The following is a 22,312-nucleotide window of genomic DNA, read 5'->3' on the forward strand; positions in this document are numbered from 1 at the left end:
GAATGTAGAAAGTAATTTTCTACGGTTTGTAAAAATTAGGAAAAGATGGCAAATCACAAGTCGGCATTAAAAAGAATAAGAAGAAACGAATCAGTTCGTTTAAGAAATAAATATCAGCATAAAACAGTTCGTAACGCAATTAAAAAATTACGTTCAACTGAAGATAAAAAAGATGCAGAAACTCTATTGCCATCTGTAATTAGCATGATTGACAAATTGGCTAAGAAAAACATTATACACGCTAACAAAGCTGGAAACCTAAAATCTGGATTGACTAAAAGAGTTGCCGCTCTTTAATTCCAACAACGTTAGTTATACAATATGAAACGCTCCGCTCTACTGTGGGGCGTTTTTAGTTTAAAAAAATAATCGTACATAAAATTTATTCACTATGGAAAATGGTATCTACGCAAAGTTCAATACCTCAAAAGGAGAAATACTTGTTAAGTTAACACATGATAAAACCCCAGGAACAGTTGGTAACTTTGTTGCACTGGCAGAAGGGAAAATGGAAAATAGCGTAAAGCCACAAGGGAAACCTTATTACGATGGACTTTCTTTCCATAGGGTGATTAATGATTTTATGATTCAAGGTGGATGTCCGCTTGGAACGGGGACAGGAGATGCTGGCTACAAATTTGATGATGAATTTGATGCCTCGCTTAGACATAACAGGCCTGGTGTTTTATCAATGGCCAATGCAGGTCCTGGCACCAATGGTTCCCAATTTTTTATTACACATGTGGAAACACCTTGGTTAGACGATAAACATACCGTTTTTGGCTTTGTAGAAAGTGGTCAGGATGTAGTGGACGCCATTGCCCAAGGTGATAAAATTGAAACTTTGGAAATTGTTCGAGTAGGGGATGAAGCTGAAAACTGGAATGCTATTGAAGCTTTTAGAACCTTTGAAGGGGAAAGAGAAAAAAGAATTGCGGAGGAAAAAGCAAAAGCAGAAGCCGCATTGGAAAAGTTAGCTGCTGGATTTGATAAAACAGAAAGTGGTTTACGCTATAAGATGATTCAGAAAGGAAATGGAGCTAAAGCAGAGAAAGGAAAAACAGTTTCTGTTCATTATAAAGGACAATTGGAGAACGGACAAGTTTTCGATTCTTCATATCAAAGAAATCAGCCTATTGATTTTACTTTAGGAGCCGGACAAGTAATTTCCGGTTGGGATGAAGGTATTTCTCTACTTCACGTAGGCGATAAGGCGCGCTTCGTAATTCCTGCTCATTTAGGGTATGGCGCTCGTGGTGCTGGTGGTGTTATTCCTCCAAACGCAACGCTTATTTTTGACGTAGAACTTGTGAACGTTAAATAATATTGTTTTAATAATAATTTGAAGTCCTGTTACGCGTAAGTGTAACAGGATTTTTTATATTTGGGGAATGACTACAATAGACTTAAAATCGCTACAATATCCCATTGGGAAGTTCGAAATCCCAGAAACCGTTTCTGCTTCTGAAGTTAAAAAATGGATTAAGGTTATCGAGCGCTTTCCATACAAGCTTGAGAACTTAGTAGAGGATTTTGACGATTTACAGTTGGATACTCCGTACCGCCCGAACGGATGGACGGTCAGGCAAGTAATCCATCATATGGCGGATAGCCACATGAATAGTTTTATTCGCTTTAAATGGGCACTTACGGAAGATAGACCTGTAATAAAAGCATACTTTGAAGACCGTTGGGCAGCATTACCTGATTCAAAAGACGGAGAAGTAGAGTGGTCGTTAGATTTAATCGAATCCTTGCACGGAAGATGGGTAGTACTGCTAAAGAACCTAACCGAAACACAACTTGCAAGAACCTTTATTCATCCGCAAAGTGAAAAAGAAATCCGTTTAGACCAGCTGATAGCGATGTATGCTTGGCATTGCGAACATCATTTTGCGCACATAAACAATCTCGCCAAGCGGGAAGAGTGGGTGTAGTTGATCTATTGTGTTTGGCTTCTAAGAAAGTTTTTAATATTGAAATTGAAATAAAAAAAATAAGCTGCCAGTTTTTACAGGCAGCTTATTTTTTCTAGGTTATAATATTTATTTTAATTCTTTTTTATTCCCTAGGTCTTCAGGAAGTAAAATGGTTTCTACGTAATTCTCATTATCAAAATAAGTATTCGCAGCTTTCTTAAAATAAGCTGAGTTCACTTTTTCTAAACCTCTTTTTGGATCTAAAATTTCTTCGGGATTCCAGTTGTAAATAGTAGCACTTTTGAGCTTAGAGCTCCAATATTGGTTGTACTTCAAACCATCTTTGGCCCTGTTAATTCGTGTTTCAACAATTTTTTTAACGTCTTTTTCTGAGGCTCCATTTTCTTTTATATTGTTGATAACGTCATGTACTTTTTCAATTAATGCATCTTTGTTTTCAGGAGAGCATGTAAAACGAACATGCATTCTGTACCAATCGTAAGGTGCGTCTGTAGCGAATCCAGAAACTTGTACGCCATAAACTCCAGACATGTTTTCTCGTAATTCTTCAGTAAGTTTAATGCGTAATAAGTCACCTAAAAGACTAACCGTTAAACCTCTATCCAGCGTGTAATCTAACGTGCCAGTAAACCTAAGATCTACTTTTGCTTTATTTTCTTTACCCTTTTTGACTGTATTTTTATGAATCCCATTTACCCGTCGTAAGTTTATATCTCTCCACTCTTTAATTGAATTTCTATCGGTTGGAAGTGTCGCTAGATACTTTTTACTAAGTGTTTTTAGTTTTTCAATATCAAAACTACCCACAAAGATAAAAGTGAAGCCATTAGCCGATGAAAAGCGCTTTTTGTAAAAATCAAAAGCCGTATCAAGATCTAGCTCTTCTTGCAATTGGTTTACAGTTATCGGTGTTCCCCTTAAATGATTATTGGTCATTATCTTGCTAATTTCATTATCGAAAATAGCATCTGGGCTAAGGGTATCGTTTTTAGTGTTTGCAATCATTCTTTGCTTTTCGGCTTCAAATTGTTTTATATCTTTATTAGGGTTTGTAAAGTATAAATGAAGCATTGTAAGCATTAATTCTAATTCTTCAGCAGTACTGCTACCAGAAAATAATTCCTCATAAAAGTTTATATACGGCGTTATTGATACGGTTTTTCCCATGGTAAGTTTTTCAAGCTCTAAGCCAGATATATCGAGCATTCCGCTTGAACCGATAATGCTTCCTGCATTTCTAGCAGAAACATAAATAGAGTCAGGAGCTAAAGAACTTCCGCCTGGACGGTAACCATGAAGGGATATTAAATCGTTTTGAAGCATAGTTGGTTTGGCGATAACTTTTACACCGTTACTCAACTCCCAAGTAGTTACATCAATTTTTTTATTGTAATCCTTATTAACAATGCTGCCTTCTTCATTTATAGTAACTTCTATTTTCTTATCCGCCAGGTTGTCAACATAGGGTTCTAAATTTCTACTCTTCGTTTCAGAAATTAAAGTTTTTATTTTTTCTTCTGAAGGAATTGCAACATTTTTCTTTTCTGGGGCTTTTACTATAACGGTCAATCCATCATTCGTAATCCATTTCTTAGCTAGAGCATTAACCTCAGCTAAAGTAATGGAGGGTAGAAATTGTTTGTAAAAATTGTATCTAAAACTTTCCCCTGGAAAAGGGTCATTGTAGGTGAAGTTATCAATAAGTTTTTCTACATAGTATTTAGAAGGAATTTTCCCCTGCTCTTTTTCAAAAAGAAGTGCATTGTTCAAAAGATATTCCTTGTAGCGGTTTAATTCTGATATTGTAAAACCGTGTTGCTTAATATTTTCGTTAATACTTAATAAAGTAGAAACACCTTCTTCTATTTGTTCTTCCTTAAGGACGCTTCGTATGTATAGCGATTCTTTGTCTGCTAAAAAGTTTCCTAACCCTGCTGTTGAAGACAAAATAGGTGTGTCTATCTCTAATTCTGCTTCAGAAAGACGTGCTTTAAGCATACCTGAGAATAAAGAACGTACGATTGAATTCTTATAGTCTTTTAAAGTAGTTTGAACTTGTGAGTTTTTTTTGTAGTACAAAGAAATATTTACATTCCTTGCTTCTATATCTGTTGCAATTTTTACAACAGGCTTTGTGTTGTTAGGAATGGAAAACTTTGTTCTTTGACGTGGTTTTTTGTGGAATGATTTTAACGAACCAAATTGTTTTTTAATCATTTTTTCTGTTTCATCAAGATTGACATCACCAACAATGATAACCGCCATTAAATCGGGACGATACCAATCGTTGTAAAAGTTAGTAACCGATTCGTATTCTGAATTTAGGATAACGTCTAAAGTTCCAATAGGCAATCGGTCCGCGTATCTGGAGTTGTTTGTCATGGCGCCAATTGTTTGATCGTACAACCTGGCATTTGCAGTATTTCTAGCCCTTAATTCTTCTGCGACTACTCCCCGTTCTTTGTCTATTTCCTCTGGATCAAAAGAAATTCCATCAGCCCATTCCCGTAAAATCTTTATGCTTGTTTTAAAGTATTCTTTATTATCTGTCGGAACGGTTAATTTATAAACAGTTTCATCAAAACTGGTATGAGCATTTAAATCTGCTCCAAAAGAAACACCAATACTTTGTAAATAATCAATTAGCTTATTTTTTTTAAACGATTTTGTTCCATTAAATGCCATGTGTTCTATGAGGTGAGCCAACCCGAGTTGATCTGGATCCTCTAAAATAGAGCCCGCATTAATTACCAAGCGTAATTCTGCTTTAGCACTAGGCTTTTTATTCTTCTTTACGTAGTATGTGAGTCCGTTATCTAAAGTTCCTTTCTTTACGGAAGAATCAAAGGGAATTTTGTTCTGGAGATCATTAAATGTCTCTTTACTTTGCTGAGCTGTACCAATAAAAAGGCAAAGCGCTAAAAGCATGCAAAAATAGTTTTTCATGAGATTTCAGTTTAAAATGTACTCCATAACCAAAGACAAAAAATGCCTTTGATTACGAAATACCGATTCAAATTAATATATGTTTAGTGTAGTTGCTGTTAGTTAATCTTATTCGTATCCTGGGTTTTGATCGGTCAATGTTAAAAATTCATTGCCTTCAATCTCTGATTTTGGTATAGGCAAGATGTATTGATTAACGGAAGTGAGATTGTTTTTTAAATCCATAGCCTTATTGAAACGGATTCCAGCAAACCAATCTGATCCATTTTCAAAAGCCATTTCTTTTATGTATTCTTCAAAAATCTCATTTTCTAAAGCGGCAGTTGTATTAGCTGTAGAAGGATCGTTTCCCGCCCTTTTTTTAATAATATTTAAGGCTTGTCTGGCAGTTTCCAGATCATTGGTGCCTTTAAGAATTGACTCTGCCTTTATAAGATGCATTTCTGACAATCTTAAAAAGAATGTAGGACGGTAGCTTGCTTCATTGTTGGTTTTTAGCACGCTAGATTCGTTGTAGGTAGCGGGTTGTCTCGGGTCGTTCTCCATTAAATTGGTGAACCAACCTTCTCCAACACGCCCAACATAGAAGCGTTTTCGGTTATTCTCTTCTATATCGGAATTGGCATCTCGATACGTCATAAAAATGTTTTCAGTAGAGTTGATGCCTTTGTCAAATACATCAGAAAAACTGTTTTCTAAGCTCAAATACCCGCTATTGATTACCTCATCTGCCATAATCACAGCTTTATCGTATTCTCCCATATATAAAAGCACTCTGGCTTTAAGCGCCATGGCTGCTAGACGGGATCCTCTATAGTTAACTGTAAATTCTGGAGCTTCGGAAATAGCATCATCCAAGTCTGTTAAGATTTGTTTATATGACTCTTCAACCGTACTTCGTTTTTTGGATCGAGTTGTAAAATTTACGGGTTCCGTTCTAACAATAATTCCTAATTCGCTTGAACGATCGTAGAATTGCCCAAAATAACGTAATGCATCAAAAGTGGCCATAGCTCTTAAAAATTTTGCCTCGCCGATGATCTCTTTTTTATCTTCTGAAGAAATTTCTTCGATAGAAAGTTCAGAAGTTTCTTTTATAGCGTTGTTGGCAGCATCTATAACTCCGTAAAAAATAAGCCAATAACTTTCTACTGTTGAATTGTCGGATTGTAAATTATTTTCAAAAAATTCGGGATCGTATTCACCTGTACCAGTTTGATTCATTGTCCCTATTAAATTACTTGGGATAGTTTCTGAATACATATAGTAGTATGAGCTAGTGAACGAAATGATTTTACTGTATACTCCATTTAAAAGAGCTCGAGCATCGTCTTCATTTTTAACAACGTTTTCTGGTACTAAATTATTTGGAGGGTCTTGATCGATAGCGTCTGCCAAATTACACGAAGAAAAGAACCAACTTATAGCTATAATTATTAAAATATTTTTCATGATAGTTTTTTTAGAATCCAATATTTAAACCAATTGTAAATGACTTTTGCGGAGGAAATCTGTTGGTGTCCCTTCCGGCTCCAGAGATGTCATCGTTGAAAACTGAGCCTCCTTCTGGGTTGGCGCCTGGATAGTTTGTATATGTCCACAAGTTTTGTGCAATTCCGTATAGAGCGATGGAGTTTACAAAACCAATATTATCTATTACATTTTTTGGAAAATTAAACCTAAGATTTAAGGTGTTAAGCCTTAAATATGAAGCATCATGTACATAATAGCTGGAAGCTCTGTCGTTATTGTTTGGATCTCTATAAACCATTCGAGGTTGGCTTGTAGGGTTTTCTGGGGTCCATGCATTTAAAACTTCCAATGTTTTATTTTCTGCTAAATATGTACTTGTAAAATTAATCGCTCTAGTTTGCGAAAACCAAAAAAGCTCATTTCCGATTGAATAACTAAATTGTGCCGCAAGTGAAAAGTTTTTATACCGAAAAGTACTACTAAAACCGCCAAAAACATCTGGTTGTGAATTGCCGATTATAGTTTGGTCAAAATCATTTATCACGCCATCTGGAGTGCCATCTGGGCCAGAAATATCTTTGTATTTTAAATCTCCAGGAGCAGTGAACTCTTCTTGATAAATGCCGTTTGGAGCTGCTGAATTGAGAGCATCAATTTCTGTTTGATTTTGAAAAATTCCTGTCGATTCGAATCCATATATCAACCCGATAGGGCTTCCTTCCCTAAGACGACCGCCATCAAGTCCCGGAAAACCTACAATAAATCCGTCCGAGTCCTTATAATCTTCAGATATCTTTTTAAGTTTGTTTTTGTTTCGGGTAGCATTAAGGCTAACATTCCAGCCAAAATTGGGTTTGTTAATAATGCCAATATCCAATAATAGTTCAAAACCTTTGTTTTCCGTATGTCCAACATTGGCAAGAACAGATGTTACTCCCGTATTTCCAGGTGTTTTAACTGGAAAAATTACGTCTTCTGTGTTTTTTTCGTAATATCCAACGCCCCCATTAATAACATTATTGAATAAAGAAAAATCCAATCCTAAGTCTAATTGTTTGGTAGTTTCCCACTTTAGTTCATCATTCCCCAGCTGTGATAATATTACAGAAGGGTTGTTGGCATAATCATCTGTTTCGTACAGTGTGCGCCATTGATACGGTCCGAAATCCTGCTGGCCGGTAAGACCATAACTAGCACGTAGCTTTAATTCATTTACTAAATCGCTGTCGACTAAAAAATCTTCATTAGAAATTCTCCAAGCGGCAGCAGCGGCAGGGAAGAAGGCATATTTATTGTTTACCGCAAATTTTGATGAACCATCGATTCTAGCTGTTAATGTGAGTAAGTATTTTTGATTGTAGTCGTAATTGGTTCTTCCAAAATATGAAATAAGCCCAGAGCCTTGTTCATAGGCTTGCCCACCATTACTTACTGTTGCGCTGGAAACATTATTAAGAACATCATTGGAAAATCCTGTACCAAAGGCTTTGTTGTAAGAAGATTTTATTTCCTCAAAAGAAGTACCTAAAACAGCATCTATATTATGCTTCGCATTGAAAGTGTGCTTGTAGGTGAGGGTGTTTTGCCATTGTAGAACAGTGCTAATACTTCTACTGTTTTGTGCATAACCATCCCCTTCGCCGGTAAACCTGAACCATCCTCCGCGAAAAGTATAGCTAGGATAAAAACTGGTCTGGTTTCCGTTGTTATAATTTACAGAAAGTCTTGTTTCAAAATTTAAGTCTTTTGTAAAATCGACTTGCGAGTAAATAGAACCCAATAATAGAAAAGTTTCATTGTTATTAGTTGCTTGCCCTAAAGCTACTGGGTTTTCAGTGAGCGAAAATTCTGAATAAGCATAATTACCTTCTTCGTCGAAAACGGGAATATCAGGCCGAAAAGTGTATATTCTATTTACCAATTCTCCATCAAGTGATGATTGGTTAAAGAAGGAGGTCTGTAAATTAGTACCAAACCTTAAAAAGCTGGTAACGTCACTGTTTAAATTCAAGTTTAATGTGTAACGTTCGCTATTAGAACCTTTAAAGCCACTTTCTGCATTTAAGGCCGCTAATGAAATAGCATATTGACTTGCCTGTCCACCACCCCTAATGCTTAAGTTGGCATAGGTTGAGGTAGATAAACCAGGGCTTAGTTCTTCTTCCCAGTCAGTATCCTCATTACCAAAATACGATCCATCTAAGACACTTTGTGAAAAAGCATCGCCCGTATTATTGTTTGTAACTGCTTGGGTCCAAACTTCTTTAAATTGAGAGGCATTAAGAACATCTAATGTTTGTGGATTTTGGATGGTAGTAGAAACATCAAAATTTATGGTTGGTTTATTAAATTTTGATCCTTTTTTGGTGTTTATAATTATCACCCCATTCGCAGCTCTGGAACCATAAATGGCAGCTGAGGAAGCATCTTTTAGAACGCTAATAGATTCAATATCATTCGGATTGATATTAGCAATGGGGGTGCTCAACCCCTGAATGTTTAATTGGTCACCAAGACGCTGTCCTTCTGCTCCTCCAGTAGGAATGTTACTTTCTGGAACAACTGGTACTCCATCAATTACGAATAAAGGTTGATTGGAACCCGATAGAGAAGATGTACCACGAATCCTTATTTTAGTGGCAGCGCCAGGTTGTCCATTTGGTGTATTTACAGAAACCCCTGCTACTTGACCTTGTAAAGCTTGCTCAACATTTACCGTAGGTGCTTGGTTGCTAAAGGATTTCATATTGACATTGCTAACCGCACCAGTTAGATTTTCCTTTTTCACTTCTCCATATCCAACCAAAACAACTTCATCTATTGATTGAATGTCTTCTTCTAGTTCAACATTCATAAAAGCATTGGTGTCTACAGTTACTTCCTTGCTTTTAAAACCGATGTAGCTAAAAACTAAAACCTCATTGATGTTGGCCTGAATTGTAAATTCACCTTGGCTATTTGTGGTAGTTCCAATATTTTTGCCCTGTATTTTTACCGTCACGCCAAGTAAAGGAAGTCCGCTAGGATCGGTAACTGCACCCTGAATACTACTTTGTTCTCTTGATTGAGAGCTATTTTTGTTTGGGAAGGATTCTTTTCTTAAAATTATTTGCTTCTTGTTAATGACGTATTTAATGTCAGTATCTTCAAATAATGCTATTAAAACATCTTTTAAAGAACGCTGTTTTACGTGTATTGTAACCAGTTTTTTTACGTCAACTTCCTCGTGATTATACAAAAACTTAAAATCAGTTTTCTTTTCAATCTTCTTTAGGACATTTTGCAGTGGTAATTGGTTGGCATTTAAATCAACTTTTGTTTTCTGTGCTAGGGAATTCGCCTGAACTGTAAAAATTGAAATAATTAACAAGAGGGAAGTTAGTTTCATTTTTAGATAAAAACATGATGAGTAGGGCTCTCGAGGCCCTCGAAATAGTCTATTTTTCATACATTTGTATAGTTTGGTTATAATTGCTCAATTGTGGCTTGACGTTTATACAGGAAATGCTGCAACATTTCCTGTTTTTTTCTATATTATTTCATACTTTCTCATTTTCTTGGTTTGTTGATTATTATTTTACTGTCTTTAATTTTATACTCAAACGGGACGCTTAATTGGAAGGAGTTTAATATTTCTTCGATCGATTCTTTATCGAATGTAGCCGTAAATGTTTTTGAATTCAGTTCGGAATAAGTATTCTCGATTTCAACATTGTATTTTCGTTCCAATTGGCGAATAACTACAGAGAAAGGCTTTTCTGATACAATCAATTTGCCTTCGAGCCAAGATACGTGTGGAGTTACGTCTTCATTTGTTACTTCAATCTTATCAAGCTGAACACGTGCTACCTGATTTGGAAGTAAATATTGATTTTTGAATTTCTTTGAAGGACTTTCGATAGCTATTTTACCTTCCACTAAGGCAATTTTGGTCGTGTTTTCATCAGAATAAGAAGATACGTTAAAACTTGTACCCAATACTTTAATAGCGGCTTTTGGTGTTTTTACGATGAATGGCTTTTCTTTATTTTCACTTACTTTAAAATAGGCCTCTCCAGTTAATTTTAAAACCCTGGAGCTATTTGAGGTAAAATGATTAGAAAACTGAATGGAGCTTCCCGCGTTTAATCTAACAACAGAACTGTCTTCTAAAACAACCGTATAATTCTTACCATTTGGGACTTTTACCGTTTGTAAAGCCTCTTTTTTATCAGTACCCGAAAGAAACTTTATGCTATTTTCACTTTGAACAGCAACAACGGTACCTTGTTCATTTTTTAATATTTCATCTTTTTCGGTAACGCTTTTGGAAAGTATTTGGTCATTTTCAAGTACCACAACTGATTTATAGATTTCCTTCTGGGAACTTTTTGGTGAGGTAATGGTTTTAAACATAATTATGCTTCCAAAAACCACTCCAATGAAAATGGCAGCAGATAGGTAGCGTAAAACGTTACGCTTATTGGAAGCCTTTGCATTTAGGGAGTGCTTATCTTCAAGGAAATTCCACTCTTTTGCAACATCAATTTCACTTATTCTTTTCAAGTCATTGGCTGTTTTGAGGTCCTGAAGCTTGGTGTAAAGTGCCTTGTTTTTTTCAGACTTGTTCAGCCAGTTGTGTAACTCATCCTCCTCTTCAGCCGATAATGGTTGATGAAGGCTCTTTATAATTATATGTTTTACAGTATTCATTTTAATTAGCTAAACCCATTGGGTGTTCTAATTATTAGATCTGCATTTTTGGAAATAGGGTGATGAGAAGGTCAATTATTTTAGGAAAAAATAGAATTTTTAATTGAAAAGAACAATATAGTCTTGTTTTTAAGTGAGTTACGTAGGATTTTATACGATTTTTTTATTTGGGTTTTTACAGTGTTTACTGAAACCCCTTGTTTTATACCCGCATCTTTATAACTCATGCCCTCCAAAACGCATAATACAAATACTTCTTTACATTTGGTCGGTAGTATATTTATTTCTGAAAGCAATTCCTCTTTTCCTTCGGAAGAAATAATCATGCTTTCCATTGAATTTTCGGTTGGAATAGCTTTTACAATTCCATTTTCGAGAGGTTGAAATCTTTTTTCTCTTTCAATATGTTTTAAGGAGTTATTAATTACAGATTTAAACAAATAACTTTTTAAATCTTGAATATGATCTAATTTTTTTTTCTCCAAAATAGAAAGAAACACTTCTTGAACAATATCTTTAGATTTATCCACGTCTTTTACATACCAATACGATTTGTTGCATAAATCGATATAATGGGACTTAAATAATGATTGTATGTATTTATTGTGTATAGACAAGAGGGAAAATTAATGCAAATTGAACCGATAAAAATAAAAAAAATTTGTAAGATTTCTATCAATTGATTTTCATCTCCCCGTTTTTGGTAAAAGGCTGACTCTGGATAGCGCTTTTATTAAATTCTAGTCTGGGCAATTACTTTACTTCTTTAAAAACCTTTCTTGTGAGATACAAATATTTTCCAAATAAAAGAATAGAAGTGAGAATCGCCTAATTGTACTTTTCAGAATGATTACATACGCTTTAATCAATAAAAATTTCCATATTTGTACTTTTACCAACATTGGACTTAAACTACAATATAATTTCGTTTGTTGATGCGCTTGGTGTTATACAAGGGCTTATTCTTGGTTCATTGCTATTAGCGGTACATCAAGATAATCGGAAATCTACTTTATTTCTAGGGTTATTTATTTTAGCATATTCATTAGAGTTGTTACCCACCATTTTGGAAGATGTGAAGTTGATTGATTGTTACCCTAGACTCACTTATTTGCCCTTCGATTTTAATTGGTTGTTATTCCCACTTTTCTATAAATATGTTAGGCGTATTTCTGTACTTTCTGAAAAAGTAAATTACATTTATTTATATCCAGGCATTCTGTCCTTTGTTTTCCAAGTAATAGTTTTTTGTTTTCCTTTAAGTGTTCAAACCGCTATTTATGAGTCTATTACGTATCTTATTTTTTCTTTATTTGGAATTATTTATTCTTATTGGATAGGGATAAAAACAGTTCGTTGGATTAATTCCCATATAAATGAAGTTCGTAATCAGTTTTCAAAAACTGAAAAAAGGGAACTTAAATGGGCAAAGATGTTTGTTATCGTTGGACTGTTGTTTATTACATGTAGCGTTGTTTTCGTAATTTTTGCAGACTCCTTTTGGGTTCATCTCTCCTTTTCATTGATAAATGTAGCATTACTGTATTGGATTTCTCTCCGCGGAATTTTACAAAAAAATGTTTCTTCCTTATTTGGGAATAGCACTTTCAGTAATGAAATTCCGCTGGCACCAGAAGTAGTGGGAGAAGTCAGTGATGCAGTTTCCAACACGGGAAGCGAAGGTATTTTGGAAGAGAATGAATTTAATAAACAAAAGCAACTTGTTGAGAAAGTAACCACGGCGGTCATTCAGAACGAGTTGTTTAAAAAAGAAGACCTCACGATAATTGAAATTTCAAAAGAAGTAAACGAACATCCAAGAACTATTTCAGCAGCGATAAATAAAGTCCAGCAATCTAATTTTAATTCTTTTATCAATTCTTTTCGAATTGAAGAAGCCAAAAAAATATTGATTTCTCCACGGGCAGAAAATTTAAGTATCGAAGGCGTAGGTAATGAAGTAGGATTTCATAGTAAAAGTGCTTTTTATGCTGCTTTCAAAAAAATAGTAGGGAATACTCCGGCTCAATATCAAAAACAAAACTCTTGATTTTCTTCAGGATAAGCAATATTCAATAGTATACATTTTCGGGATATTCGATTGTTGTTCCCTGATCCTTCCTTAAATACTTCTACATTATTCAAGTACTGATTCCTGATTTCAGCATATTTAAGTCCGCTTTTTATGCACTTTGGTACTGAATTCTGAAATCCATACGCTTCTACTTCCTGATTCTTAGATATATCGCATTTAATTTAGAAATCTTTGTAAAGCCAAACGAAACTATTATACAATTTTGGTAACATATGAAAAGAACCAGCAAAATTCTTTTAGTGCTTTTACTGCTATTATGGGGGACATACGTTCTTTGGGAAATTCAATTGCAAAGATGGATTGAAATCACCAAAAATGGTGGAGCAGTGTTAAGAGTTGACTTAATTATTGTGTTGCCGTTCTTACTAATTTTTTCGTTTTACGTAATCCAAATAATAATAAAAAATAGGAAACAATGACACAAATGATTTACAAACTATTGGTGACCATCTTAGTGTTTTTTTCACTGAATGGCATGCAGGCTCAATCACTTAAGAAATTGCTTAAAACTAAAAAGGCAAATAGTCTTGAAAAGTGTGAAAAGAAAAATGGTTATTGGTATCAAGGAAAATGTTGGGCAAACTTTAAAGATTTTGATGATAATATTACCAAAGAAGACGTCGATCGAGTAGTGGCTGAACAAATGGAGATTGCTAAAGATTATGGGCTAAGTATTGGTGGAGATAACAAAGCAGTGACTTTCTTTATGCCACAAACAGACGGTAAGCAAATATTTGTTGTAACAGTTTATAATGAAAACAACCAACAATATACGCTTTTACAGATGGGGGAATTTATTGAAGGTAAATCAAATAACCTACAAGCCATTCTCATTGAAGGACATATTATGGATTTTGGGGAGGACGAGGAAGCAATGAAAGAAGCGGTTCTAGCGGGGGGGGCTGTCGAAACTAGAATGGAAGGTTTGGGTGACGACCGAAAGTTAATCAGCCACGGAGAAATGACATACATGAACAGTGAAAAAGCAGTGCCATTTACATTAAAAGCAGGAGCAGAGCTGGTTGGTATGGGTGATACTACGCTTGAGGTAAAAGGAGATGAGGTTTATCTAAATGGAACTTTGGGAACCAAGAGTTACAAACAATTTAAAGACCTCTTAAAGAAGCATCCAGAAGTAAAAACTGTTGTATTGCAAAAAGTACCTGGGTCTGTAAACGATGCAGTGAATATGCATACCGGTAGACTAATTCGTGAAGCCGGCCTTAATACCAAAGTATTGCCCGATAGTGATATTGCATCTGGAGGTGTCGATCTGTTTTGCGCAGGAAATGAAAGAATTGTAATGCAGGGGGCTAAATTGGGTATACACTCTTGGGGAGGCGACGGACTTAGCGCAGGAGATTTGCCCAAGGACCATCCTGCACATCAGTACCAACTTGCCTATTTTACCATGTGTCTAGGTGAAGAAAAAGGCCCCGATTTCTATTTTCTAACACTTGATTCTGCCCCTGCGGATGGCATGTATTATATGACTGATGAAGAAATTAGAAATTGGACAGTTGCAACAAAATTTGAAAAAAAGAAATAATCGAGAATAGTCAAATATTAAAATTAACAAACAATGAAAAATTTAATAAACTTTTTTGCCGTAATGATAGTTTTAGTGAGTTTGTCATTATCCGCTCAGGATTCCACATTTGAAGCCACAAACACGAATGTCCTACACAATTTACCAGAATATGTCGTGATCACTTCAGAAAACACTAAGCTTTTAGGAGGTATAAATATTACTATAGATTATAAGAAGTCTCAGTACCAAGATGCGCTTGAGGAACTTGAAACATTGCTACAAAATAGAAAGAAAATGCGAATTAGAAACCAAACAGATCTACTTAATGCATTATCTAGTTTAGGATTTGAATATGTTGATGCTTACAACGCAACGGCTGGAACCATCGGGGCAGCTGCTGGCAATGATGTTGATATCTTTGGTAGTCAGGCTAAATACCGTATCAATATGGTATTTCGGAAGAAGTCTTGATTTTAAATAGTAAACATAATTTATTATCTCATAGAAAGCATCAAATAGAAATTTTTAATCGCTACTTAGATCATATAATTTGATCTGTTCAAACAATAATAAAATCACTTTTTGAAGCCAGTCGAATATGTTGTTTGCAAAAAATGAGTTTAGTTTTTAGTTTAAATGTGGGTTGGTTTGAGTTAAAATGCCGAGGGGTGGCTACCTCTCGGTATTTTACATATATATTTATAGCTGTGGTTAAACCGAAGTCAGAATTTATACGGGATTCTAAGGCTTTCTAAGCCGCCTTTTAAAAAACAAATATCCTAGCAAAACGCTACAGAAAAGACTGTAACAACAATTAAAATTTCGTTAATTTCAGCAAATACTTTTTAAATTTTGTAATTTTACAGCGATGAAAAGGGTTTTCCAAAAAATAGTGTCGGTTGTGATGGCTTTGGTGGTAATGTTTACCACGATGTCGTTTACATTGGATTTACACTATTGTGGAGACGCTTTGGTTGATTACAGTTTTTTTACAAAACCCGAAAGTTGTGGCATGGACAAAGTGCTGCCTGCAACGAATTGTGAAAATACTACAATGAGCAAAAAATCATGTTGCTCAGACCAAAAAATAGTCAAAGAAGGTCAAGATGACCTAAAAACAGCGTTTAATACTCTTACTTTTGAGCAACACACTTTTGTTGCCGTATTTTTTTACACTTATAAAAATCTGTTCGAAGGATTTGATAAAAATTTCATTCCTTACCAAGATTACTCGCCGCCTTTTATTGAACGGGACGTTCAGACACTTTACGAGACTTATTTAATTTGATTTTTAGACAGTAGTCCCGAGGTTTATCGGGAAATTCAGCCCAACGGAAAACCGTTAAGGGCTTGTTCTGCTTTCAGTATGGCTAAATAGCTACCTATTTGTATAACTGTCTAATTATCATTTTGTATGCTCAACAAAGGTATAAAATTTCTTATAGAAAATAAGTTGGTTTCGGTACTGATGCTCTTCCTTTTTGTGGGTTGGGGTTTGGTTAACGCACCTTTTGATTGGGACACGGGAGTATTGCCAAGAGACCCCGTAGCTGTGGATGCCATTCCAAATATTGGGGAGAATCAACAAATTGTATTTACCAAATGGGAGGGACGTTCACCTCAAGATATTGAGGACCAAATTACCTATCCTTTAACTACTGCTCTTTTAGGTACTCCAGGGGTAAAAACCATTCGCAGTTCTTCAATGTTTGGAATATCAAGTATTTATATCATTTTTGAAGAAGATGTAGAATTCTATTGGTCGCGAAGCCGAATTCTTGAGAAACTCAATTCCCTGCCAAGCGGGTTGTTGCCAGCGGGTGTTAACCCCGCTTTAGGTCCCGATGCTACTGGTTTAGGCCAAATTTTCTGGTACACACTGGAAGGTCGCGATGAAAGTGGTGAGGTTACAGGTGGATGGGATTTACAGGAGCTTCGTAGTTTACAGGATTATTACGTGAAATATGCACTTTCTTCTGCTGCTGGTGTAAGTGAGGTAGCATCCATTGGCGGTTATGTTAAAGAGTATCAAGTGGATGTTGAGCCCGAAAAAATGCGTCAATATAATATTGGGTTGGGCGATATTGTAAAAGCGGTTAAAGAAAGTAATCAGGATATTGGTGCGCAAACCCTTGAAATGAACAATGCGGAATATCTTGTAAGAGGCCTTGGTTACATAGAGTCCATTGAGGATATTGAAAATGCTGTAGTAAAATCTGATAATTTTATCCCGATTCGGATTAAAGATGTGGCGAGGGTTCATTTGGGGCCAGCATCAAGACGCGGTATTTTAGACAAGGAAGGTGCCGAGGTTGTTGGTGGTGTCGTGGTTGCGAGGCATGGTGCCAATCCGATGGAAGTAATTTCCAATGTAAAAAAACAAATTAAAGAACTCAGCGACGGACTTCCTTCAAAAGAACTTGCAGACGGAAGGACTTCACAAGTAACCATTGTTCCTTTTTACGACCGTACCGAACTCATTCACGAAACTTTGGGAACCTTGAATGAAGCCCTGACCTTGGAAATTCTAATAACCATTTTGGTCATTATCGTAATGGTTTTCAATCTTCGAGCTTCTATTTTAATATCGGGATTGTTGCCCGTAGCCGTTTTGATGGTTTTTATCGCCATGAAACTCTTTAATGTGGATGCGAATATCGTAGCACTTTCAGGTATCGCGATTGCAATTGGCACGATGGTGGATGTAGGGGTAATCCTTGCCGAGAACATGATACGCCATTTGGAAGATGAAAAATTACGATTACAGAGCAACGGTAAACCTTATTCTACAAACGAAATAATTTATAATGCTACTGCAGAAGTTTCAGGAGCTATTTTTACAGCTGTAATGACAACCATTGTAAGCTTTTTACCTGTCTTTACCATGATAGGAGCTGAAGGCAAATTGTTTCGTCCTCTAGCTTTTACCAAAACAATGGCACTTGCCGCATCTTTGGTAATTGCACTATTTATCATTCCTCCGTTAGCCGCCATATTTTTTAAAAATACAAGCCTCCGTAAAAGAACGCGTTATATCATAAATATAACTTTAATTGTCGTTGGTTTAGTGGCAACTATTTTTGGGTATTGGTTAGGTCTTGTCCTTGTTGCTTTTGGAATGAACAATATTTTAAGCGCTTACTTCAAAAGGCAGGTGTATCAGTTTTCATCGTTTAATTTTTCACTTACCGTTACAACCATACATTTAATAATTTCAGTCATAACCATTGTTTTCTTGCTGGCAGAATATTGGCGACCGTTAGGATTCGATAGAAGCCTTATCATGAATCTAATTTTTGTCGGAATATGTTGCTTTGGAATTTTAGGTATGTTTTCATTGTTGCGCCGTCACTATGACGCAATCCTGAAATGGGCCCTCGAGAATAAAGCACTTTTCTTAATAATTCCTAGTACATTATTCATTTTTGGACTTCTTATTATGCGGAATACAGGCAAAGAATTTATGCCAGCCCTCAATGAAGGTTCTTTCCTACTAATGCCGACATCGTTACCACATGCCGGCGTGGAGGAGAATAAGAGAGTTTTACAACAATTGGACATGGCAGTAGCCACCATTCCAGAAATTGAAACCGTTGTGGGAAAGGCAGGGCGAACAGAGTCGGCTCTTGATCCTGCGCCACTTTCTATGTATGAAAATATTATTCAGTATAAATCTGAGTTCATGCAAAACTCCGAAGGGAAAAAACAACGTTATAAAGTAAATGAAGACGGATTATTTTTACTGAAAAACGGCAAGTACCATGTAAATCCAAACAATAAGGTTGAAAATGATGCTAATTACACCGCTGAACAACTGCAATCTATCGTAGAAAAAGCCGATTTGATTGAAGATGATAACGGAGAGTATTACCGAAACTGGCGTCCGCAAATTGAAAATCCAGATGATATTTGGAATGAAATTGTGAGAGTAACAAAGCTTCCTGGAATTACATCCGCACCCAAGTTACAACCCATAGAAACCCGATTAGTGATGCTGCAAACTGGTATGCGCGCACCAATGGGCATTAAAGTTAAAGGGCAAGATTTACAGGAAATTGAAGCGTTTGGGCTAAAGTTGGAAGAAATTTTAAAACAAGCCGAGGGCGTCAAGGAACAGGCGGTATTCGCCGACCGTATCGTAGGGAAACCTTATCTGTTAATTGATATAAAACGGGATCAATTAGCACGTTATGGGATTTCGCTTATGACGGTTCAGGAAATACTCGAGGTAGCCGTTGGTGGTGTTCCTTTAACGCAAACTGTTGAAGGTCGTGAACGTTATAATGTTAGGGTGCGTTATCCAAGAGAATTACGGGATAACCCTTCGGATTTAAAAAATATATATGTCCCAGTTGAAAATGGTAGTTCTGTACCTCTAGGGGATTTGGTAGACATTCGTTATGAGCAGGGACCGCAAGTAATCAAAAGTGAAGATACATTTTTAGTAGGCTATGTGCTGTTCGATAAATTGGATGGTTTTGCTGAAATTGATGTAGTTGAAAATGCGCAGCAATTAATTCAGAATAAGATTAACGAAGGAGAGTTAATTGTACCGAAGGGTGTTAGTTATAAATTCAAGGGAACTTATGAAAACCAATTGCGTGCCGAAAAAACATTGTCGGTTGTTGTGCCTTTATGTTTATTGATAATTTTTCTCATTCTTTATTTTCAGTTTAAATCGGTAACCACTTCATTAATGGTATTCACAGGAATCGCGATAGCATTTGCTGGTGGATTTGTAATGATATGGCTTTTTGGACAGGATTGGTTTCTCAATTTTAGTGTATTCGGTGAAAACCTTCGCGACTTGTTCAACTTAAAGACGATAAACTTAAGCGTTGCGGTTTGGGTAGGTTTTATTGCTCTTTTTGGCATCGCTACCGATGATGGCGTAGTAATGGCCACTTATCTCACACAAACCTTTAGTAAAGAAAAGCCAAATGATATCACAGGAATCCGCGTTGCCACTCGCGAAGCGGCAGGGAAACGTATCCGCCCTTGCTTAATGACCACGGTAACAACTGTATTGGCTTTATTGCCAATACTTACATCCACGGGAAAGGGAAGCGATATCATGATTCCGATGGCTATTCCAATAATTGGGGGAATGCTAATTGATGTTACTTCTTATTTTCTACTTCCAGTTTTATACAGCTGGCGGGAAGAGGGAAAGTTGAAAGTGAAAAGTGAATAGTAGAAAGTGAAGTTGGAAGCTAGATGCTAGATGCTAGACGTTAGAAGTTAGAAGTTAGAAGTTAGAAGTGAAAAGTTAAAAATTAAGTATTGTGAAAAAAAGTGTTTTAAAAGAGAAGAGTTTTGAGTTTGCAGTGAAAATTGTGCGATTGTCAAAGCAATTGAATCAGCAGAAAGAATTTTTTCTATCTCGTCAGCTTTTAAGAAGCGGAACAGCAGTAGGAGCTTTGATTTGCGAGGCTGAGCTTGGTGAAAGTAGGGCAGATTTTTCCCATAAAATGAATATAGCTCTTAAAGAAGCGAATGAAACTCACTACTGGATTGATTTACTCATAGCTTCAGAAATAATGAATAGCGAACAAGTTAAGGCTGAAAAATCTTTGGTCACAGAAATAGTTGCAATGCTGGTTGCCACCTTAAAAACGATTAGAAAATGATTTCAGTAATTTACAGAAACTCAACAAACAGAATGTTTGAATCATTAAAGATGATTCTCACTTTTCACTTTTCACTTTTCACTTTTAGCTTTTTAAGTGCGCAATCCCTCGAAGTTTACATCAACCTTGCTCAAAAAAATAACCCTAATATTCAAGCTTACGACTTGAAATACAACATTGCAAAAGAAAAAGTAAATGAGGCCAATACATTGCCCAATACCATAGTTAGCGCAGGTTATTTTGTGAGTGAACCGGAAACACGAACAGGGCCACAAAGAGCGAAGTTTTCTATTTCACAAATGTTACCTTGGTTCGGTACCATATCGGCAAGGGAAAATTATGCAAGTTCGATGGCCGAATCTGAGTTTGTAGAAATGATCGTTGCTAAACGAAAATTGGCACTTTCGGTTTCGCAATCCTATTATCAATTGTATGCAATTAAAGCGAAACAACAGGTCTTGGAAACAAACATCAATTTACTGCAAACCTACGAACGCTTGGCTTTGACTTCTTTGGAGGTAGGAAAAGCTTCAGCCGTGGATGTTCTTCGATTGCAGATTCGACAGAATGAATTGAGACAGCAAAAGGAAGTTTTAAAGGAAGATTTTATCGCTGAAAAAGCAGCATTTAATAATCTCTTGAATCAAGATGAAAGTATTGAGGTTGAGGTGATTTCAGAAATAACAGTTCCTGTTGAAGATATTGTTTATGGAATGGAAGGTTTGGAGCTAAATCCAGAACTGATAAAATACGACAAACTTTATGAATCCATTGAGCAATCCGAATTGCTCAATCAAAAGGAAAGCGCACCAAACATTGGTTTCGGATTGGATTATGTGCCGGTTTCAGAAAGAACCGACATGGACTTTAGCGACAATGGAAAAGATGTCGTGATGCCAATGGTTTCACTATCTATTCCAATTTTTAATAAGAAATATGCTTCGACTTCCAAACAAAACGAACTTAGGCAAATGGAAATTGAATCTCAAAAAACAGAACGACTGAATACACTCAAAACAGCTTTTGAAAAAGCAAAATCTCAACGTAACCAGGCACGTATTCAATTTTCAACTCAACAAAAAAATCTAAAGCAGGCAGAAGATGCAGAGGAAATTCTGATAAAAAATTACGAGACAGGCACTATCGATTTCAATGACGTGCTCGATATACAGGAATTGAAGTTGAAATTTCAAATTAATCAAATAGAGTCGGTTAAAATGTATTTTGTGCAATCAGCACTTTTAAACTATTTAACGAATCAGTAATGAAGAAAATATAAATAAATTAGAAGGGTGAACAAGTCAGAATTCAAAACCGACTTCCAATCCAATTAGAATTAATAACAATTATAAATTTATAAAACGATGAAATCAATTAAAAGAAAATTAGGTACGATAGCTTTAATTGCAGCAATTATTACAGTTTCTTGCAAAAGTGAGAATAATAAAGAAGCGAAATCTAATGAAAATCAGAATGTAAGCACAGAAGTTAATGTAGGCAAAGAGACTGCTAATCCAAACCAAGATGTTACTTCAGAAACTATTTTGAATAACTATTTTGACCTAAAAAATGCGTTGGTAAACGATGACAATGAGAATGCAAAAACGTATGGAAAAACTTTCGCTAAAAACATTGTCGCTATGGATATTTCCAACTATTCTGACTCGGAAAAAGCTAGTTTAAATGAAATTATTCAAGAGGCTAAAAAGAATGCGCAACAGATTGCTGAGAGCGATATTAAAAATCAAAGGGTACATTTTAAAAGCTTAAGCAAGGAAATGACAGCGATGCTGCGTATCACAGGTACGTCTAACAAAATTTATGAGCAATATTGCCCAATGTACGATGGCGGAACTGCTTGGTTGAGTAGGAGTGAAGATATTAAAAATCCATATTATGGTAGCTCAATGTTAACCTGTGGTAAGGTTCAACGGGAGATTTTATAAATAATAAACGTAATAAGTGAACTACGAAATAAAGTAGGATAACACTTTAAGTCATTACG

At 35.9% G+C, this 22,312-nt stretch carries 16 protein-coding genes; 11 read left to right on the forward strand and 5 right to left on the reverse strand.

All coding sequences use genetic code 11. The features are described 5' to 3' along the window. Positions 1 to 45: 45 nt before the first annotated feature. The 3 genes from rpsT to NDQ75_RS07170 all read left to right on the forward strand — a co-directional run bounded on the left by rpsT (position 46) and on the right by NDQ75_RS07170 (position 1,937). On the forward strand, positions 46 to 297 hold the full coding sequence (gene rpsT / locus NDQ75_RS07160; protein ID WP_202026775.1) for a 30S ribosomal protein S20: 252 nt from the start codon (positions 46 to 48) through the stop codon (positions 295 to 297). A 94-nt stretch (positions 298 to 391) separates the two neighbouring features. Then, positions 392 to 1,324 (forward strand): peptidylprolyl isomerase, encoded by a 933-nt coding sequence (locus tag NDQ75_RS07165; RefSeq protein ID WP_202026776.1) that lies wholly within the window; start codon positions 392 to 394, stop codon positions 1,322 to 1,324. Positions 1,325 to 1,391: 67 nt separating this feature from the next. After that, positions 1,392 to 1,937, forward strand: a complete 546-nt coding sequence (locus tag NDQ75_RS07170; protein ID WP_202026777.1) for a YfiT family bacillithiol transferase — start codon at positions 1,392 to 1,394, stop codon at positions 1,935 to 1,937. Positions 1,938 to 2,045: 108 nt separating this feature from the next. Here the strand turns inward: NDQ75_RS07170 and NDQ75_RS07175 are convergent, their stop codons facing one another. The 5 genes from NDQ75_RS07175 to NDQ75_RS07195 all read right to left on the reverse strand — a co-directional run bounded on the left by NDQ75_RS07175 (position 2,046) and on the right by NDQ75_RS07195 (position 11,668). Continuing rightward, complete coding sequence (locus NDQ75_RS07175; RefSeq protein ID WP_202026778.1) at positions 2,046 to 4,886, reverse strand: M16 family metallopeptidase; 2,841 nt, start codon at positions 4,884 to 4,886, stop codon at positions 2,046 to 2,048. 108 nt (positions 4,887 to 4,994) lie between these two features. Beyond that, positions 4,995 to 6,338: a RagB/SusD family nutrient uptake outer membrane protein gene (locus NDQ75_RS07180; RefSeq protein ID WP_202026779.1), complete on the reverse strand. Its 1,344-nt coding sequence runs from the start codon at positions 6,336 to 6,338 to the stop codon at positions 4,995 to 4,997. 10 nt (positions 6,339 to 6,348) lie between these two features. After that, on the reverse strand, positions 6,349 to 9,747 hold the full coding sequence (locus NDQ75_RS07185) for a TonB-dependent receptor (RefSeq protein WP_242513600.1): 3,399 nt from the start codon (positions 9,745 to 9,747) through the stop codon (positions 6,349 to 6,351). A 161-nt stretch (positions 9,748 to 9,908) separates the two neighbouring features. Continuing rightward, positions 9,909 to 11,051: a FecR family protein gene (locus NDQ75_RS07190; protein WP_202026781.1), complete on the reverse strand. Its 1,143-nt coding sequence runs from the start codon at positions 11,049 to 11,051 to the stop codon at positions 9,909 to 9,911. A gap of 80 nt (positions 11,052 to 11,131) precedes the next feature. Continuing rightward, positions 11,132 to 11,668, reverse strand: coding sequence for a sigma-70 family RNA polymerase sigma factor (locus tag NDQ75_RS07195; RefSeq protein ID WP_202026782.1), 537 nt, complete (start codon positions 11,666 to 11,668; stop codon positions 11,132 to 11,134). 284 nt (positions 11,669 to 11,952) lie between these two features. Between NDQ75_RS07195 and NDQ75_RS07200 the strand changes: the two genes are divergently transcribed. The 8 genes from NDQ75_RS07200 to NDQ75_RS07235 all read left to right on the forward strand — a co-directional run bounded on the left by NDQ75_RS07200 (position 11,953) and on the right by NDQ75_RS07235 (position 22,253). Beyond that, positions 11,953 to 13,101 (forward strand): helix-turn-helix domain-containing protein, encoded by a 1,149-nt coding sequence (locus NDQ75_RS07200; RefSeq protein ID WP_202026783.1) that lies wholly within the window; start codon positions 11,953 to 11,955, stop codon positions 13,099 to 13,101. 460 nt (positions 13,102 to 13,561) lie between these two features. Then, positions 13,562 to 14,695, forward strand: a complete 1,134-nt coding sequence (locus tag NDQ75_RS07205) for a COG3904 family protein (RefSeq protein ID WP_202026784.1) — start codon at positions 13,562 to 13,564, stop codon at positions 14,693 to 14,695. 75 nt (positions 14,696 to 14,770) lie between these two features. Next, complete coding sequence (locus NDQ75_RS07210) at positions 14,771 to 15,148, forward strand: hypothetical protein (protein WP_202026785.1); 378 nt, start codon at positions 14,771 to 14,773, stop codon at positions 15,146 to 15,148. Between the two features lie 397 nt (positions 15,149 to 15,545). After that, positions 15,546 to 15,965, forward strand: a complete 420-nt coding sequence (locus NDQ75_RS07215) for an HYC_CC_PP family protein (protein ID WP_202026786.1) — start codon at positions 15,546 to 15,548, stop codon at positions 15,963 to 15,965. 126 nt (positions 15,966 to 16,091) lie between these two features. Then, positions 16,092 to 19,871 (forward strand): efflux RND transporter permease subunit, encoded by a 3,780-nt coding sequence (locus tag NDQ75_RS07220; protein WP_202026787.1) that lies wholly within the window; start codon positions 16,092 to 16,094, stop codon positions 19,869 to 19,871. A gap of 91 nt (positions 19,872 to 19,962) precedes the next feature. Further along, positions 19,963 to 20,307, forward strand: coding sequence for a four helix bundle protein (locus NDQ75_RS07225; RefSeq protein WP_202026788.1), 345 nt, complete (start codon positions 19,963 to 19,965; stop codon positions 20,305 to 20,307). 50 nt (positions 20,308 to 20,357) lie between these two features. Continuing rightward, positions 20,358 to 21,572 carry a TolC family protein gene (locus tag NDQ75_RS07230; protein ID WP_202027704.1) on the forward strand — a complete coding sequence of 405 codons (1,215 nt, stop codon included), beginning with the start codon at positions 20,358 to 20,360 and terminating at the stop codon, positions 21,570 to 21,572. Positions 21,573 to 21,671: 99 nt separating this feature from the next. After that, complete coding sequence (locus NDQ75_RS07235) at positions 21,672 to 22,253, forward strand: DUF3347 domain-containing protein (protein WP_202026789.1); 582 nt, start codon at positions 21,672 to 21,674, stop codon at positions 22,251 to 22,253. Positions 22,254 to 22,312: the final 59 nt, after the last annotated feature.

It is taken from the genome of Galbibacter mesophilus (assembly GCF_023721415.1).
Classification (GTDB): Bacteria; Bacteroidota; Bacteroidia; order Flavobacteriales; family Flavobacteriaceae; genus Galbibacter; species Galbibacter mesophilus.

Coding starts and splice junctions, on each gene's coding strand:
- NDQ75_RS07220 (WP_202026787.1), top strand. CDS start 16,092: ATGCTCAACAAAGGTATAAAATTTCTTATAGAAAATAAGTTGGTTTCG.
- NDQ75_RS07185 (WP_242513600.1), bottom strand. CDS start 9,747: ATGAAACTAACTTCCCTCTTGTTAATTATTTCAATTTTTACAGTTCAG.
- NDQ75_RS07170 (WP_202026777.1), top strand. CDS start 1,392: ATGACTACAATAGACTTAAAATCGCTACAATATCCCATTGGGAAGTTC.
- NDQ75_RS07190 (WP_202026781.1), bottom strand. CDS start 11,051: ATGAATACTGTAAAACATATAATTATAAAGAGCCTTCATCAACCATTA.
- NDQ75_RS07175 (WP_202026778.1), bottom strand. CDS start 4,886: ATGAAAAACTATTTTTGCATGCTTTTAGCGCTTTGCCTTTTTATTGGT.
- NDQ75_RS07165 (WP_202026776.1), top strand. CDS start 392: ATGGAAAATGGTATCTACGCAAAGTTCAATACCTCAAAAGGAGAAATA.
- NDQ75_RS07215 (WP_202026786.1), top strand. CDS start 15,546: ATGAAAAGGGTTTTCCAAAAAATAGTGTCGGTTGTGATGGCTTTGGTG.
- rpsT (WP_202026775.1), top strand. CDS start 46: ATGGCAAATCACAAGTCGGCATTAAAAAGAATAAGAAGAAACGAATCA.
- NDQ75_RS07205 (WP_202026784.1), top strand. CDS start 13,562: ATGACACAAATGATTTACAAACTATTGGTGACCATCTTAGTGTTTTTT.
- NDQ75_RS07180 (WP_202026779.1), bottom strand. CDS start 6,338: ATGAAAAATATTTTAATAATTATAGCTATAAGTTGGTTCTTTTCTTCG.
- NDQ75_RS07235 (WP_202026789.1), top strand. CDS start 21,672: ATGAAATCAATTAAAAGAAAATTAGGTACGATAGCTTTAATTGCAGCA.
- NDQ75_RS07230 (WP_202027704.1), top strand. CDS start 20,358: ATGATTCTCACTTTTCACTTTTCACTTTTCACTTTTAGCTTTTTAAGT.